Source organism: Streptomyces sp. RPT161 (assembly GCF_027533845.1).
Lineage (GTDB): Bacteria > Actinomycetota > Actinomycetes > Streptomycetales > Streptomycetaceae > Streptantibioticus_A > Streptantibioticus_A silvisoli_A.
In genome coordinates this window covers 31,344-44,444 of record NZ_JAPZVN010000035.1, presented here as the reverse complement: position 1 = coordinate 44,444, position 13,101 = coordinate 31,344, and the positions used below count along the sequence as shown (strand labels likewise).

The 13,101-nt window shown below is 70.5% G+C and carries 13 protein-coding genes, 1 pseudogene and 1 riboswitch; of the genes and pseudogenes, 7 read left to right on the top strand and 7 right to left on the bottom strand.

All coding sequences use genetic code 11. The features are described 5' to 3' along the window. The 3 genes and pseudogenes from O5O46_RS33940 to O5O46_RS33930 form a co-directional block, all read right to left on the bottom strand. A partial coding sequence (locus O5O46_RS33940) for a hypothetical protein (RefSeq protein WP_269859524.1) occupies positions 1-429 on the bottom strand: 429 nt, incomplete at its 3' end. 185 nt (positions 430-614) lie between these two features. Beyond that, a pseudogene (locus O5O46_RS33935) lies at positions 615-1,462 on the bottom strand (tyrosine-type recombinase/integrase); the annotation flags it as partial. Further along, entirely contained in the window at positions 1,428-2,039 is a 612-nt protein-coding gene (locus O5O46_RS33930; protein WP_443072698.1) for a DUF3987 domain-containing protein, read from the bottom strand. The gene O5O46_RS33930 and the pseudogene O5O46_RS33935, both read right to left, overlap by 35 nt. 518 nt (positions 2,040-2,557) lie before the next feature. On the opposite strand from O5O46_RS33930, the gene O5O46_RS33925 reads away from it, so the two are divergent. The 6 genes from O5O46_RS33925 (at position 2,558) to O5O46_RS33900 (ending at position 7,455) form a co-directional block, all read left to right on the top strand. Beyond that, the gene (locus O5O46_RS33925; protein ID WP_269859523.1) at positions 2,558-2,785 is read left to right on the top strand and encodes an HAD family hydrolase; all 228 of its coding nucleotides are present in this window, start codon (positions 2,558-2,560) and stop codon (positions 2,783-2,785) included. A gap of 189 nt (positions 2,786-2,974) precedes the next feature. Further along, entirely contained in the window at positions 2,975-3,184 is a 210-nt protein-coding gene (locus O5O46_RS33920; protein ID WP_269859522.1) for a hypothetical protein, read from the top strand. A gap of 259 nt (positions 3,185-3,443) precedes the next feature. After that, the gene (gene rlmN / locus O5O46_RS33915) at positions 3,444-4,550 is read left to right on the top strand and encodes a 23S rRNA (adenine(2503)-C(2))-methyltransferase RlmN (RefSeq protein ID WP_269859521.1); all 1,107 of its coding nucleotides are present in this window, start codon (positions 3,444-3,446) and stop codon (positions 4,548-4,550) included. A gap of 44 nt (positions 4,551-4,594) precedes the next feature. Beyond that, positions 4,595-4,703: riboswitch (TPP riboswitch) on the top strand. Further along, entirely contained in the window at positions 4,694-5,290 is a 597-nt protein-coding gene (locus O5O46_RS33910; protein WP_269859520.1) for an ECF transporter S component, read from the top strand. It overlaps the preceding riboswitch by 10 nt. A 6-nt stretch (positions 5,291-5,296) precedes the next feature. Beyond that, the gene (locus O5O46_RS33905; RefSeq protein WP_269859519.1) at positions 5,297-6,700 is read left to right on the top strand and encodes an ABC transporter ATP-binding protein; all 1,404 of its coding nucleotides are present in this window, start codon (positions 5,297-5,299) and stop codon (positions 6,698-6,700) included. Next, positions 6,697-7,455 (top strand): energy-coupling factor transporter transmembrane component T family protein, encoded by a 759-nt coding sequence (locus tag O5O46_RS33900; RefSeq protein ID WP_269859518.1) that lies wholly within the window; start codon positions 6,697-6,699, stop codon positions 7,453-7,455. The genes O5O46_RS33905 and O5O46_RS33900 overlap by 4 nt, the downstream gene beginning before the upstream one ends. Before the next feature lie 210 nt (positions 7,456-7,665). Here the strand turns inward: O5O46_RS33900 and O5O46_RS33895 are convergent, their stop codons facing one another. The 4 genes from O5O46_RS33895 to O5O46_RS33880 form a co-directional block, all read right to left on the bottom strand. After that, entirely contained in the window at positions 7,666-8,721 is a 1,056-nt protein-coding gene (locus tag O5O46_RS33895; protein ID WP_443072695.1) for a hypothetical protein, read from the bottom strand. After that, complete coding sequence (locus O5O46_RS33890) at positions 8,721-9,455, bottom strand: ABC transporter ATP-binding protein (protein WP_269859527.1); 735 nt, start codon at positions 9,453-9,455, stop codon at positions 8,721-8,723. The genes O5O46_RS33895 and O5O46_RS33890 overlap by 1 nt, the downstream gene beginning before the upstream one ends. A 158-nt stretch (positions 9,456-9,613) precedes the next feature. Further along, the gene (locus O5O46_RS33885) at positions 9,614-10,975 is read right to left on the bottom strand and encodes an aspartate aminotransferase family protein (protein ID WP_269859516.1); all 1,362 of its coding nucleotides are present in this window, start codon (positions 10,973-10,975) and stop codon (positions 9,614-9,616) included. Positions 10,976-10,977: 2 nt separating this feature from the next. Further along, a complete protein-coding gene (locus tag O5O46_RS33880; RefSeq protein WP_269859515.1) occupies positions 10,978-11,481 on the bottom strand; it encodes an Lrp/AsnC family transcriptional regulator in 504 nt (167 codons plus the stop codon). 177 nt (positions 11,482-11,658) lie between these two features. Here O5O46_RS33880 and O5O46_RS33875 point away from each other — a divergent pair, with 177 nt between their 5' ends. Further along, complete coding sequence (locus tag O5O46_RS33875; RefSeq protein ID WP_269859514.1) at positions 11,659-13,092, top strand: gamma-aminobutyraldehyde dehydrogenase; 1,434 nt, start codon at positions 11,659-11,661, stop codon at positions 13,090-13,092. The last annotated feature ends 9 nt before the right edge of the window (positions 13,093-13,101 follow it).

Genomic DNA, 13,101 nt, shown 5'->3' with positions numbered 1-13,101 from the left:
GAACAGCACCTCGACCAGTATGTTCCCGTGGACGCAGGAGCGTGGATAAGTGGGGTCTCGGGTCTCGTCGGCGCGCTGGTAGGCGCGGGAGGATCGATCGCCACGACGCTGGTCACCCAGCGTCACCAGCGGTCTGAAGCTCGTAGAGAGCAGCGGGAACGGCTTGCCAGGGAAACTGTCGACGCAATCTCCCAAGAGCTCATCGCCCTTAAGGACCTTGCTGGGACGTACCCGGAAGAGGCGGCGCCGGAGAGCGTCATGAAACCCTTTCGCTTGGCGGCCCTTAAGCATCACCAGCGCATTCGGCTCGCGCTCGTCAGGCTTCCAGAGCGTGCTCTCGCCGAACGCATTGGAGACATCGTGACCGCCAGCATGCTCGTCTTTCAGAGCACCAAAGGTTCTTACCCAGACCGCATGCAGGGGGCGCATGACCTCCCCTACGAGGCACTGAGCTGCCTCGGAGCCTTCCTCAGAGAAGATCCTTTGCCGCCACCTACGGCCCTCACACAGGAGGCAACGGCACACCGTCGGGAGTACGAGGCTGCGCTACGGAGCAGGGCGGGGCAGACGGCGGGGCACACCTCCTCGGGGGAGACCCCCGAGGAGGTAAATGCCTAGCGGTCCGCTGACAGAACCGCGTCGACAGCGCGCCGAGCCCGCTCCTTGCTATTCGGCATCAGGTGCGCGTACACCCGCAACGTCAGGGCGGGGTCGGTGTGGCCCAGATATTCGCTGACGGCCTTGATGCTCTCCCCGGCGTCCAGGAGTACCGAAGCGTAGAAGTGCCTCAGGGCATGCATCCCGTGCTCACGCGCCGAGACGTACGGCTGGCCCTGCTCCGGCTCCGGAATGAGCCCAGCCGCAGCGAGAGCGGGCTTCCATTCCTGGATGTTGAAGTTGCTCCGCCAGACGATCCCTCCCGCGGTGTTCGTGAACAGCAGCCGGTGAGTCACCTTCGGTCCCTCCGGCGTCTTCCACGGGAGGGTGATCTCCACCGGTTTGTATTGATCCACGTGCGCCCGGAGAGCTACGGCCACGGAGGCGGGTAGCGGCACGTCCCGCTCCTTGCCGCACTCCGGCGGCGCGAATACGGCGACGCCCCGAATCAGCTTGACCTGCCGCACCACGTGCAGCGTGTCGGCTTCGAAGTCCAGGGCATCATCGGCAAGCCCGATGATCTCCCCTTGCCGAAGCCCGCAACCTCCGCCTACATCGGTCATGGCCTGGTAACGCTCGGGCAGAGCGGCACGCACCGCGAAGACCTGCTCTGGGAGCCACGGAACGAGGCGGGCCCCGTTGGCGGCCGGGGGGGGCGGACGGACTTGGCGCCGCACGGATTGCGGGGCAGGAATCCGTCATCCACGGCGGAGGAGAGCACCGCCCGAAGGTTGCTGTAGATCGTTCGCGCGTAGCTTCCTGCCATCGGATCACTTTCGAGAGCGTGAACCAGCTCCCGAATGTGGGTCACCGCCGGTGGCGCCGAGGAGGTGGATGGCGGTGGCGCGGGCGTACTGGATGAGCCGGTATGCGGCCCGCATGTGCGGCTCCGCGATGGAGTCGGTGTGGTCGCACAGGGCGTAGACCATGGCGACGCGCTGTACGTACGGGGCTGCTCGGGCGGCGAATTCCGCGATCGCGCCTTGGCTGGCGTCGTCGGTCAGCTCGGGGTAGATCTCATCGCGGTACAAAGCCCGAGCGTGCGGGCTGAGTTGGACCTGGTCGACCATGGCGGCGTCGTTGAGCACCGTGCGCCAGCCGTGGGCGAGGTTGTCGATGAGCTGCGCGTCCGCGCCGCGGGATTCCGGCAGGATCAGGTTGCGGTGGCAGAAGATCGGCAGGAACCGGGTGTATGTGCCGCCCGCCATTTCCGAGTCCTGCATCTTGGCCCGGAACTCGTCGGGGGTGATGTGCCCGGGGATGGCGATGTGCGGGCTGGTGGCCTTCATGGAGTCGCGGACCATGGAGCCGAGATCTTCGCCGTCCCAGGCTTGCCGCAGGACCCCGGGCAGGCTGCTCCCTTCGCGCCGTCCGCGGCTCATGGTGACGGCGTACTCCGATTCCACGACCCACAGCCGTTTGTCGAGGTTGGCGGGCGAGGCGTTGTCGCTGTCGTCGTCTTTGACGTACTCGATCAGTCCTTCGCCGGAGTTCAGACCGCGGGGGGTGTGGTCGGGCCCGAAGAACTCAGGGAACGCCACGGCCAGCAGGCGGCGGGCGGTCGAGGTGGCGGAACCCTTACGTCCGGCGGAGGTGGCGCCGATGGTCAAGGCCCAAATCAGGGCGGGGTGGCGGTCGTTGCCCACCCACAGGTGGGGCTTGGGGCCGATGATGGCTCCGGCAGCGGAGATGAGGTTGACCAGCACGGCGACAGGGTCGGCCTCGGATGTGGGGTCCAGATGGTGCACGGTCTCGCCCAGCCACCCGCAGAACACTTCCGGGTGGGGTGTCGGACCGGGCCGGTGTGGGCGGCGGATGCCCGGGTGCGCGTCATACAGCGGGTTGGGCAGGGTGGGGGCGGTGTCCTCTGGGGCCGCTTCCCGAACGCCAGCCAGAGCGGATGAAGCCTGACCCCTACTCGGTGCACCGAGCAGTGCGTGCACTGGGCAAGCGTGCCGATGAATGCGTGCTGATCGGCGATTCTGTGACGGATGTCGAAGCTGCCCATGCCGCCGGGGTGAAGGCGATCGGCTTCGCCAACAAGTCCCACAAGCCCGAGGCGCTCCGTGCCGCCGGTGCTGACGCGATCACGTCGAGCATGGGTGCCGTAGCCGAAGCTTTGGCGTGACGAGCGCGCACAGGCCCCCGGCAGCTCCGGCCGCCGGGGGCCTTCTAGGGCCTGTCCGACGGGTCGCGTCAGCGACCCTGCACCCGCCGCACTGTCACCCGAATGGCGCAACATGACGTGCCACCCACATGGGTGAGGATCATGCTGTCTAGTGCCCCAATCGAGGCAATCCGTGAAAGGGGAAACCAAATGCGCATGCGACGAAGCCTCGCCGCCGTCATTGCCGCGGCAGCCCTCGCCGGACTCGGCCTCACGGGCGCCGCCACCGCCACCGCCGCCACCGCACGGGGTGGCCCGTCCTACGTCACCCCTTCTCAGTGCACGCAGGGCGGTGGAACGCCCGATCTGGCGCACAACGTCTGCAAGGGCGGCACGCACAACGGGGAGAAGATCGACTAACCCCCACAAGGCGCCTCGCGGCCACGCGCCGCGGGGCGCTCCCGCGCGAGCGTAGCCGGGAGACTCGCAGGTACTGTGCCGAGCCGTCGGGCACGCTAGTGCGCCAGGATCGGGCTTTCTCCCTGGTCCGCCGCTCGGTGCTGGGCCGTCTGTGGGCCGTCCGAGGAGGCCCAGCGACCACCAACAACCACCAGAGACAGCCCCAACGAAGCAGCAGTGGCGCAGGTCGCGAAAGACGATCTGCGACACTGGACGGACCATGCCTGCACCCGGAGAACTCACCTTCGTAGCGCCGCGCGGGGCCAAGAAGCCCCCGCGGCACCTTGCCGACCTCAGCCCCGCCGAGCGCCGGGAGGCGGTCGCCGGTCTCGGCGAGAAGCCGTTTCGCGCCAAGCAGCTCTCGCAGCACTACTTCGCGCGTTACGCGGACGATCCGGCGCAGTGGACCGACATCCCGGCGGCGGCCCGCGAGAGGCTCGCCGCCGATCTGCTGCCCGACCTGATGTCGGTGGTCCGGCACATATCGTGCGACGACGACACCACCCGCAAGACGCTGTGGCGGCTGTTCGACGGCACGCTGGTGGAGTCCGTGCTGATGCGCTACCCGGACCGGGTCACCATGTGCATCAGCTCGCAGGCCGGGTGCGGGATGAACTGCCCGTTCTGCGCCACCGGTCAGGCGGGTCTGACGCGCAACCTGTCGACCGCCGAGATCGTGCACCAGATCGTCGCCGGAATGCGTTCGCTGCGCGACGGTGAGATCCCCGGCGGCCCGGCGCGGCTGTCGAACATCGTCTTCATGGGCATGGGCGAGCCGCTGGCCAACTACAACCGGGTCATCGGCGCCATCCGCCGCCTGACCGACCCGGAGCCGGACGGCCTGGGACTGTCGCAGCGCGGCATCACCGTCTCCACGGTCGGGCTCGTCCCGGCCATGCTGCGGTTCGCCGACGAGGGCCTCAAGTGCCGTCTCGCGCTCTCCCTGCACGCCCCCGACGACGAGCTGCGCGACACCCTGGTGCCGGTCAACACCCGGTGGAAGGTCCGCGAGGTGCTCGACGCCGCCTGGCACTACGCCGAGGTCTCCGGCCGCCGGGTCTCCATCGAGTACGCGCTGATCAAGGACATCAACGACCAGGCGTGGCGGGCCGATCTGCTGGGCCGACTGCTCAAGGGCCACCGGGTGCACGTCAACCTGATCCCGCTCAACCCCACCCCCGGCTCCAAGTGGACCGCGTCCCGCCCCGAGGACGAGCGGGCCTTCGTCCGCGCGCTGGAGGCGCACGGCGTGCCGGTGACCGTGCGGGACACCCGCGGCCAGGAGATCGACGGAGCGTGCGGGCAGCTTGCCGCTGCAGAGCGCTGACGGCGCACTGATATCGTAGCTTCGCACAAATGTGCAACTGAGTTCGTTTCCGACAGGGGAGCGCGTCCAGCGCTGAGAGTGCGGCCGGGTGGCCGCAGACCCTCGAACCTGATCCGGGTCATGCCGGCGAAGGGAGTTCGGCCATGCCTTCGGCCAACGCAAGCAGTCTGCCCTCGACCAGATGGCGCACCGTCGACATCGTGGTCACCGCCGTCCTCGGCGCCGCCTTCGGCGTGGTGTTCTGGGCGTGGAACTCGCTGTGGGACGGGGTCGCCAGCGCCATACCGCTGCCCGCCCGCGGACTGATCTACGGTGTGTGGCTGGTGCCCGCGGTGCTCGGGCCGCTGGTCATCCGCAAGCCCGGCGCGGGCATCTTCTGCGAGGTGGTCGCCGCCACCGTCGCCACCTTCTTCGGCTCCCCCTGGGGTCTGGTCACCCTGCTGTACGGGGTGCTGCAGGGCATGGCCGGTGAGTTCGGCTTCGCGTTCACCGGCTACCGGGTGTGGCGCTGGCCGACCGCGCTGGCCGGCGGCGCGCTGGCCGGGCTCGCAGCCTCACTGATGGACAACGCCCTGTACTACGGGGCCGACTCCCTGGTCTGGCAGATCGGCTACACCGTGCTGGTCACCATCAGCTCGGCCGCCATCGCGGGACTGGGCAGCCTGGCGCTGACCAAGTCCCTCGCCCAGACCGGCGCCCTGGACCCGTTCCCGTCCGGCCGCGAACGCGCCGCCGTCTGAGGACCGATGAGCACGGTACGGCTGCGCGGCTTCGGCCACCGGCACGCCGGACGCCGCCGATGGGCGGTGCGCGGCGTCGACCTGGAGATCCGGCACGGCGAACGGGTGGCCCTGCTCGGCCCGTCCGGCGCGGGCAAGTCCACCCTGCTCGCCGCCCTCGCCGGACTGCTTCCCCCCGACTCCGGTGAGCGCGAGGGCAGCATCGAGATCGACGGGCTCGACCCGCGCGAGGCCCGCCCCCGTACCGGGATCGTCTTCCAGGACCCGCAGTCCCAACTGGTCATGGAACGCGCGGGCGACGACGTCGCCTTCGGCCTGGAGAACCGCGGCACCCCGCCGGACCGGATCCCGGCGCTGGTCGACGCCGCGCTGCGCCGCGTCGGCTTCCCCTACGGCCCTCACCGGTCCACCGGCGCGCTGTCCGGCGGCGAACAGCAGCGGCTCGCCCTCGCCGGAGCACTCGTCACCCGCCCCGGACTGCTGCTGCTCGACGAGCCCACCGCCAACCTCGACCCGGCCGGAGCCGCCCTGGTACGCCAGGTGCTCGCCGGAATCGAGGACACCACGCAGATCATCGTCGAGCACCGCATCGCCGAACTCGCCGGGCAGCTCGACCGTGTCATCGTCCTCGAACCCGGCGGCGGCATTCGCGCCGACGGCCCGCCCGAGCAGGTCTTCGCCCGCCACGGCGACCAACTCGCCGCCGACGGCGTGTGGGTGCCGGACCACCCCGTGCTCGCCCACCCCGCGCGGCTGACGCCCGGCGATGACCTGCTGCGCGCCGAGTCCCTCAGCTACCGCCCGGTCCTGCGCGACCTGGGCCCGGTCACGGTACGGGCCGCCGAAGCGCTCGCCGTCCTCGGACCCAACGGTGCGGGCAAGTCCACCCTCGCCCTACTGCTCGGCGGACTGCTCACCCCCAGCGGCGGCCGGATCACCGCCACCGGCGAACTCGCCGGAGCCGATGCCGCCACCCCGCCGCACAAGTGGCGGGCCCCCGCACTGGCCCGGCGGATCGGATCGGTCTTCCAGAACCCCGAGCACCAGTTCGTCACCGCCAAGGTGCGCGACGAACTCGCCCTCGGCGCCGCCCGACCGGACGGCATCGACGAACTCCTGCAACGGCTACGCCTCGACGCCCTCGCCGAAGCCAACCCGCACACCCTGTCCGGCGGAGAACAGCGCCGACTGTCGGTCGCCACCGCACTGGCCGCCGCACCCCGCCTGCTCATCCTGGACGAGCCCACCTTCGGCCAGGACCGGCGCACCTGGGCCGAACTCGTCGCGCTGCTCGCCCAGTTGCGCGACGAGGGCCACGGCATCGTCGCCGTCACCCACGACGCCGACTTCCTCACCGCCCTGGACGCGCGCGAACTGCGCCTGGAACCACAGCCGTTGGCCGCCGCATGAACCGCACCGCCCCCATCGCCGACCCGGCGGCCCCACTGGCCCGCCGCAACCCGGTCGCCAAGCTCGCCGCCGCGGCCGTCTTCGCGCTCGCCCTGGTCATCAGCCTCGACCCGGTCGCGCCGGGCATCGCGCTCGCCGTGGAACTCGCCGTCGTACCGCTGTTCGGCATCCGCTACCCGGCACTGGCCCGGCGCGCCTGGCCGCTGCTGGTCAGCGTGCTCGGCGCGGTCGTCACCCTCTTCCTGTTCGCCGCCGACCGCGAGCACATCCTCACCGACGCCCTCGCACTCGGTCTGCGGATCGTGGCGGTGGCACTGCCCGGCGTACTGGTCTTCGCCACCACCGACCCCACCGACCTCGCCGACGCGCTCATCCAGAACGCCCGGGTCTCCGCACGGTTCGCCATCGGCACGCTCGCCGCATGGCGGCTGGTGCCGCTGCTCGGACAGGAGTGGCAGCTGATCAACGCGGCGCGGCGGGCCCGCGGCGTGGACCCCGGGCGCAATCCGGTCGCCCGGCTGCGGTTGTTCGCCTCGGCGACGTTCACCCTGCTGGTCGGCGCCATCCGGCGCGGCACCCGTCTGGCGTCCGCGATGGACGCCCGCGGCTTCGACTCCGGTGTGCCGCGCACCAGCGCCCGCCGCCAGCACTTCACCGCGGCGGACGCCGCCTTCATCGCCGTCAGCACCGCCCTGGCCGCGGGCGCGGTGACGGTGAGCGTACTGGCGGGCGCCTTCCACCCGGTCTTCAGCTGACACCGCGCCGTGTGCCCGTGGCCGGGGGCACCGCCGGACTCCGATGCCGGAACCGCTCGCCGCCGCGGCGCACAGTCGTGCGGACGCAATGGCCGAACTTCCGGGCCGCAGCCGGGCTTCGCGGGCTTGCCCTCAAGGACGGGCGCAGCGGCGGCGCGCGACCACGACGGCGCAGTCCGGCGGTGCCGCGCCGACCGTGAACCCCAGCCGCTACCGCGCCAAGGGAAGGGCGGCCAGTTGGCCGACCGCCCAGGTGACCGGTGCCAGCACGGCGAGTACGACCAGCAACCGCAGCAGCGCCGCGAGGCGCAACACCCGGGCCGGGGCCGCCAGTTCCTCCAGAACCTCGCAGGCCTGCGCCGAACCGGTGGCCGCCGTACACGCCGTGGCCGTCGTACACGCCAGCACCAGCGCCGCACCCAGACCGGTCAGCGGCCCCAACGGCCGCGCCGAGTGCAGCACGGTCGCCGCCAGCGCCGCCGACGCCACCGCACACAGCACCCCCAGCGGACGTCCCACCCGCGCCGCCTGCGTCTGCAACGTGCGCCCCGCCAACAGCCGTACCGCACCGGGCCGGAAGGCCGCCAGCAGCCGTCCGCCGAAGTGCACCAGGCCCGGCCCGGCCAGCACCAGACCAGAGGCGGTGAGGACCCAACCCACCAGTACCGCGGGCGCGATCGCCCCGAGCCCGCCGGGCAGCGGCAGCGCGGTACCGGCGGCCGGGCGGGTCCAGCGGCTGGCGTAGACCTCGACGGCCAGGCCGGCCGCGGTCAGCGCCACACCCCACGGCAGCCCGGCGACGGTCGCCGCCCGCCGCCGTCGCCGCAGCGCCAGCAACGACCCGGCGGCGCCCACCAGCGGCAGCACCACCAGCAGCGTGGCGATCCCGGCGACCGGCAGCGGCAGCACGCCCGCCAGCCGCTCGCGGAACCACAGGAACACCCCCAGCGCGACCAGGCTGCCCAGCAGACAGCTCACCCCCGTGGACACCGCGGCCAGCACCGGCAGCCACGACCGGCCGAGACCCGCCGCGACCAGCCCGGGATGCGCCCGCTCCCCGGTCTCGGTCTGGGCCACCGCGACCGTCAGATGGACCGCCGTCGCCAGCGGCACCACGCACCAGGCCAGCCGCACCAGTCCGGCGGAGGGGTCCTGCGGATGACCGAGCGCATGGCCGACCGCGGCCAGCAGCAGGAATCCGGTGCCCGCGGACGCCGCGACCACCAGCAGCCGCCGCAGCAGTGACAGCGGTCGCGCGCGGCGCATCAGGCGGAGGCTGAGCACGGCGCCACCCCCTCCTCCGGCCACGGCCCGTTCGGCAGGGCCGCTGCCCGCTGGCCGTCCACCAGCGCGACGGTCCGATCGGTGAACGCGGCGACCTCGGGGTCATGGGTGGCCAGCAGCACGGTGATGCCATGGGTGCGGGCCGCCGCGGTCAGCGTGCGCAGCACCTGCGCCCGATCGGCGCGGTGCAGCGGCGCCGTCGGCTCGTCCGCGAAGATCACCTCCGGCAGGGGCACCAGTGCCCGGGCGACCGCCACCCGCTGCCGCTGCGCCTGCAGCAGGTCACCTGGGCGTCGTCGCGCGCACTCGCCGACATCCAGCCGGTCCAGCCACTCCTGCGCGGAGTTCCGCGCGGCGCGGTGCGTGGCGCCGGACAGCAGCAGCGGCAGCGCCGCGTTCTCCCACGCGGTCAGCTCCGGAACCAGCTGCGGGCTGCTGCCCACCCACCCGAAGCACTCCCGGCGCAGCCGCTCGCGGGCGGCGCCGGGCAGGGTGTGCACCGGCGCGCTGTTGAACCACACCTCGCCCTCGTCCGCCACCAGTTGCCCCGACAGGCACTTCAGCAAGGTGGTCTTGCCCGCGCCGCGCGGGCCGACGATGCCCAGGATCTCTCCGTCGCGCACCCCGACGGAGACCCCGAGCAGGGCGGGTGAACCCTGATGGGAATGGCGCAGGCCGCGCCCCCACAGCACGTCGTTGTCCGGCGGGGCCACCATGCCGCGCACCTCCGCTGCTCGTCGTTGCCGGGACAGTCCGGTCCGGGAAAGCACGAATCCCCTTCGCACCGTTGAACGAGTGCGAAGGGGATCGGTCACGACCGGCGGCCCCGGTGGAGCAGCGGACGGCCCGGATCAGGCCGGCCGCGCGTGCCGGGTCACAGCCTGGTCCACGCCTCGCCGAGCACCGAGCGCAGGATCTGCTCGATCTCGTCGAAGGTGGACTGGTCGGAGATCAGCGGCGGGGCGAGCTGCACCACCGGGTCGCCGCGGTCGTCGGCCCGGCAGTACAGGCCGTTCTCGAACAGCTTCTTGGAGACGAAGCCGTACAGCAGGCGCTCGCACTCCTCGCCGGTGAAGGTCTCCTTGGTGGCCTTGTCCTTGACCAGTTCGATGCCGTAGAAGAATCCGTTGCCGCGCACGTCGCCGACGATCGGCAGGTCGTGCAGCTTCTGCAGGGTCTTCAGGAACGCCGACTCGTTGTCCAGGACGTGCTGGTTGAGGCCCTCGCGCTCGAAGATGTCGAGGTTGGCCAGCGCCACCGCCGCGGAGACCGGGTGCCCGCCGAAGGTGTAGCCGTGCAGGAAGGTGTTGTCCTGCTTGTAGAACGGCTCGGCGACGCGGTCCGAGACGATCGCGGCGCCGATCGGCGAGTAGCCGGACGTCATGCCCTTGGCGCAGGTGATGATGTCCGGCACGTAGTCGAACTTGTCGCACGCGAACATCGTGCCGAGGCGGCCGAAGGCGCAGATGACCTCGTCGGAGACGAGCAGCACGTCGTACTGGTCGCAGATCTCGCGGACCCGCTGGAAGTACCCGGGCGGCGGCGGGAAGCAGCCGCCCGCGTTCTGCACCGGCTCAAGGAAGACCGCGGCGACGGTCTCCGGGCCCTCGAACAGGATCTGCTGCTCGATCTGGTCGGCGGCCCAGCGGCCGAACGCCTCCGGGTCGTCGCCGTGGATCGGGGCGCGGTAGATGTTGGTGTTGGGGACCTTGTGCGCGCCGGGCACCAGTGGTTCGAACGGCGCCTTGAGCGCGGGCAGTCCGGTGATGGACAGCGCGCCCTGCGGGGTGCCGTGGTAGGCGACCGCGCGGGAGATCACCTTGTACTTGGTGTGGTTGCCCTTCAGCTTGTGGTACTGCTTCGCCAACTTCCAGGCGGTCTCGACCGCTTCACCACCGCCGGTGGTGAAGAAGACCTTGTTCAGGTCGCCGGGCGCGTGGTGCGCCAGCCGCTCGGCCAGCTCGATCGCCTTTGGGTGGGCGTACGACCAGATCGGGAAGAAGGCCAGCTCCGACGCCTGCTTCGCGGCGACCTCGGCCAGCTCGCGGCGGCCGTGGCCGGCCTGCACGACGAACAGGCCGGCGAGGCCGTCGAGGTACTTCTTGCCGTTGCTGTCGTAGACGTACGTGCCCTCGCCGCGCACGATGGTCGGTACGGGGGTGTTCTCGTACGACGACATGCGCGTGAAGTGCATCCACAGGTGGTCGTACGCAGACTTTGACAGGTCCGAGCTCATGGCTATCTGGTTCCCCAGGTGTAGGTCTGCTTCCGGAGCTTGAGGTAGACGAAGCTCTCGGTGGACCGCACGCCGGGCAGCGCGCGGATCCGCTTGTTGATCATCTCCAGGAGATGGTCATCGTCCTCGCAGACGATCTCGATCAGCAGATCGAACGAGCCCGCCGTCATGACGACGTACTCGACCTCTCCCATCCCGGCCAGTGCGTCGGCGACCGGTTCCAGGTCGCCTTCGACGTTGATGCCGACCATCGCCTGTCGCCGGAATCCCACGGTGAGCGGGTCGGTGACCGCGACGATCTGCATCACGCCCTGGTCGAGGAGCTTTTGGACCCGCTGCCGGACGGCTGCCTCGGACAGGCCGACCGCCTTGCCGATCGCGGCGTACGGGCGGCGTCCGTCCTCCTGCAGCTGCTCGATGATCGCCTTGGAAACGGAGTCGATCACCGGAGCGCCGTTGCGGTCCTTCGGGTCGGGTGTACGTGTGGCCACGCAGCCACTGTGCATGAGGACTCGTCCGTCACGCAAGCCCCTGGCGATGAAATCCGTTGAGATGCGAATGAGAAATTACTGATTCCATTGTTCGAGGGGGGTGGGTATGTCGAATCCGCTCGTTCAGCGGCTAGGGTGAGTGATGTCTCACCCATCGGACACAGCACACCGCACGAAGGACGGGAGAAGGCAGTGAGCGAGCCGCGCACCCTGCGCAACTACATCGACGGGCAGTTCCGGGATGCCGCCGACGGTCGCACCACGGACATCGTCAACCCGGCCACCGGCGAGGTGTACGCCACCGCCCCGCTGTCCGGCGCGGCCGACGTGGACGCGGCGATGGCCGCGGCCGCGGCCGCCTTCCCGGCCTGGCGCGACACCATTCCGGCCGAGCGGCAGAAGGCGCTGCTGAAGATCGCGGACGCCGTCGAGGCGCGGGCCGAGGAACTGATCGCCGCCGAGAGCGAGAACACCGGCAAGCCGATCGGTCTGACCCGCAGCGAGGAGATCCCGCCGATGGTCGACCAGATCCGCTTCTTCGCGGGCGCCGCCCGGATGCTGGAGGGCCGCTCGGCCGGCGAGTACATGGAGGGCCTGACCTCCATCATCCGCCGGGAGCCGGTCGGGGTGTGCGCGCAGGTCGCGCCGTGGAACTACCCGATGATGATGGCGGTTTGGAAGTTCGCCCCGGCCATCGCCGCGGGCAACACCGTGGTGCTCAAGCCGTCGGACACCACGCCCGCCTCGACCGTGCTGCTCGCCGAGATCATCGGGGACGTGCTGCCCAAGGGCGTCTTCAACGTCATCTGCGGTGACCGCGAAACCGGCCGTCTGATGGTCGAGCACGACGTGCCCGCGATGGCCTCGATCACCGGCTCGGTACGCGCGGGCATGCAGGTCGCCGAGAGCGCGTCCAAGGACCTCAAGCGCGTCCACCTCGAACTCGGCGGCAAGGCCCCGGTCGTGGTGTTCGAGGACGTCGACATCCCCAAGGCCGTCGAGGACATCTCGGTGGCGGGTTTCTTCAACGCGGGCCAGGACTGTACCGCCGCCACCCGGGTGCTGGTGCACGAGTCCATCCACGACGAGTTCGTGGCCGCGCTCACCAAGGCCGCCGCCGACACCAAGACCGGCCAGCCCGACGACGAGGACGTGCTGTTCGGCCCGCTCAACAACGCCAACCAGCTCCAGCAGGTCACCGGTTTCATCGAGCGGCTGCCCGCGCACGCCAAGGTCCAGACCGGCGGCCACCGGGTCGGCGAGAAGGGCTACTTCTTCGCCCCGACCGTCGTCTCCGGACTGAAGCAGGACGACGAGATCATCCAGAAGGAGGTCTTCGGCCCGGTCATCACCGTCCAGTCCTTCACCGACGAGGACCAGGCCGTCGCCTACGCCAACGGCGTGGAGTACGCGCTCGCCTCCTCGGTGTGGACCAGGGACCACGGCCGCGCCATGCGGATGTCCAAGAAGCTCGACTTCGGCTGCGTGTGGATCAACACCCACATCCCGCTGGTCGCGGAGATGCCGCACGGCGGCTTCAAGAAGTCCGGCTACGGCAAGGACCTTTCGGCCTACGGCTTCGAGGACTACACCCGCATCAAGCACGTGATGACGTCGCTGGACTGACGCCGGACA

Coding starts and splice junctions, on each gene's coding strand:
- O5O46_RS33930 (WP_443072698.1), bottom strand. CDS start 2,039: ATGAGCCGCGGACGGCGCGAAGGGAGCAGCCTGCCCGGGGTCCTGCGG.
- O5O46_RS33925 (WP_269859523.1), top strand. CDS start 2,558: ATGAAGCCTGACCCCTACTCGGTGCACCGAGCAGTGCGTGCACTGGGC.
- O5O46_RS33920 (WP_269859522.1), top strand. CDS start 2,975: ATGCGCATGCGACGAAGCCTCGCCGCCGTCATTGCCGCGGCAGCCCTC.
- rlmN (WP_269859521.1), top strand. CDS start 3,444: ATGCCTGCACCCGGAGAACTCACCTTCGTAGCGCCGCGCGGGGCCAAG.
- O5O46_RS33910 (WP_269859520.1), top strand. CDS start 4,694: ATGCCTTCGGCCAACGCAAGCAGTCTGCCCTCGACCAGATGGCGCACC.
- O5O46_RS33905 (WP_269859519.1), top strand. CDS start 5,297: ATGAGCACGGTACGGCTGCGCGGCTTCGGCCACCGGCACGCCGGACGC.
- O5O46_RS33900 (WP_269859518.1), top strand. CDS start 6,697: ATGAACCGCACCGCCCCCATCGCCGACCCGGCGGCCCCACTGGCCCGC.
- O5O46_RS33895 (WP_443072695.1), bottom strand. CDS start 8,721: ATGCGCCGCGCGCGACCGCTGTCACTGCTGCGGCGGCTGCTGGTGGTC.
- O5O46_RS33890 (WP_269859527.1), bottom strand. CDS start 9,455: ATGGTGGCCCCGCCGGACAACGACGTGCTGTGGGGGCGCGGCCTGCGC.
- O5O46_RS33885 (WP_269859516.1), bottom strand. CDS start 10,975: ATGAGCTCGGACCTGTCAAAGTCTGCGTACGACCACCTGTGGATGCAC.
- O5O46_RS33880 (WP_269859515.1), bottom strand. CDS start 11,481: ATGCACAGTGGCTGCGTGGCCACACGTACACCCGACCCGAAGGACCGC.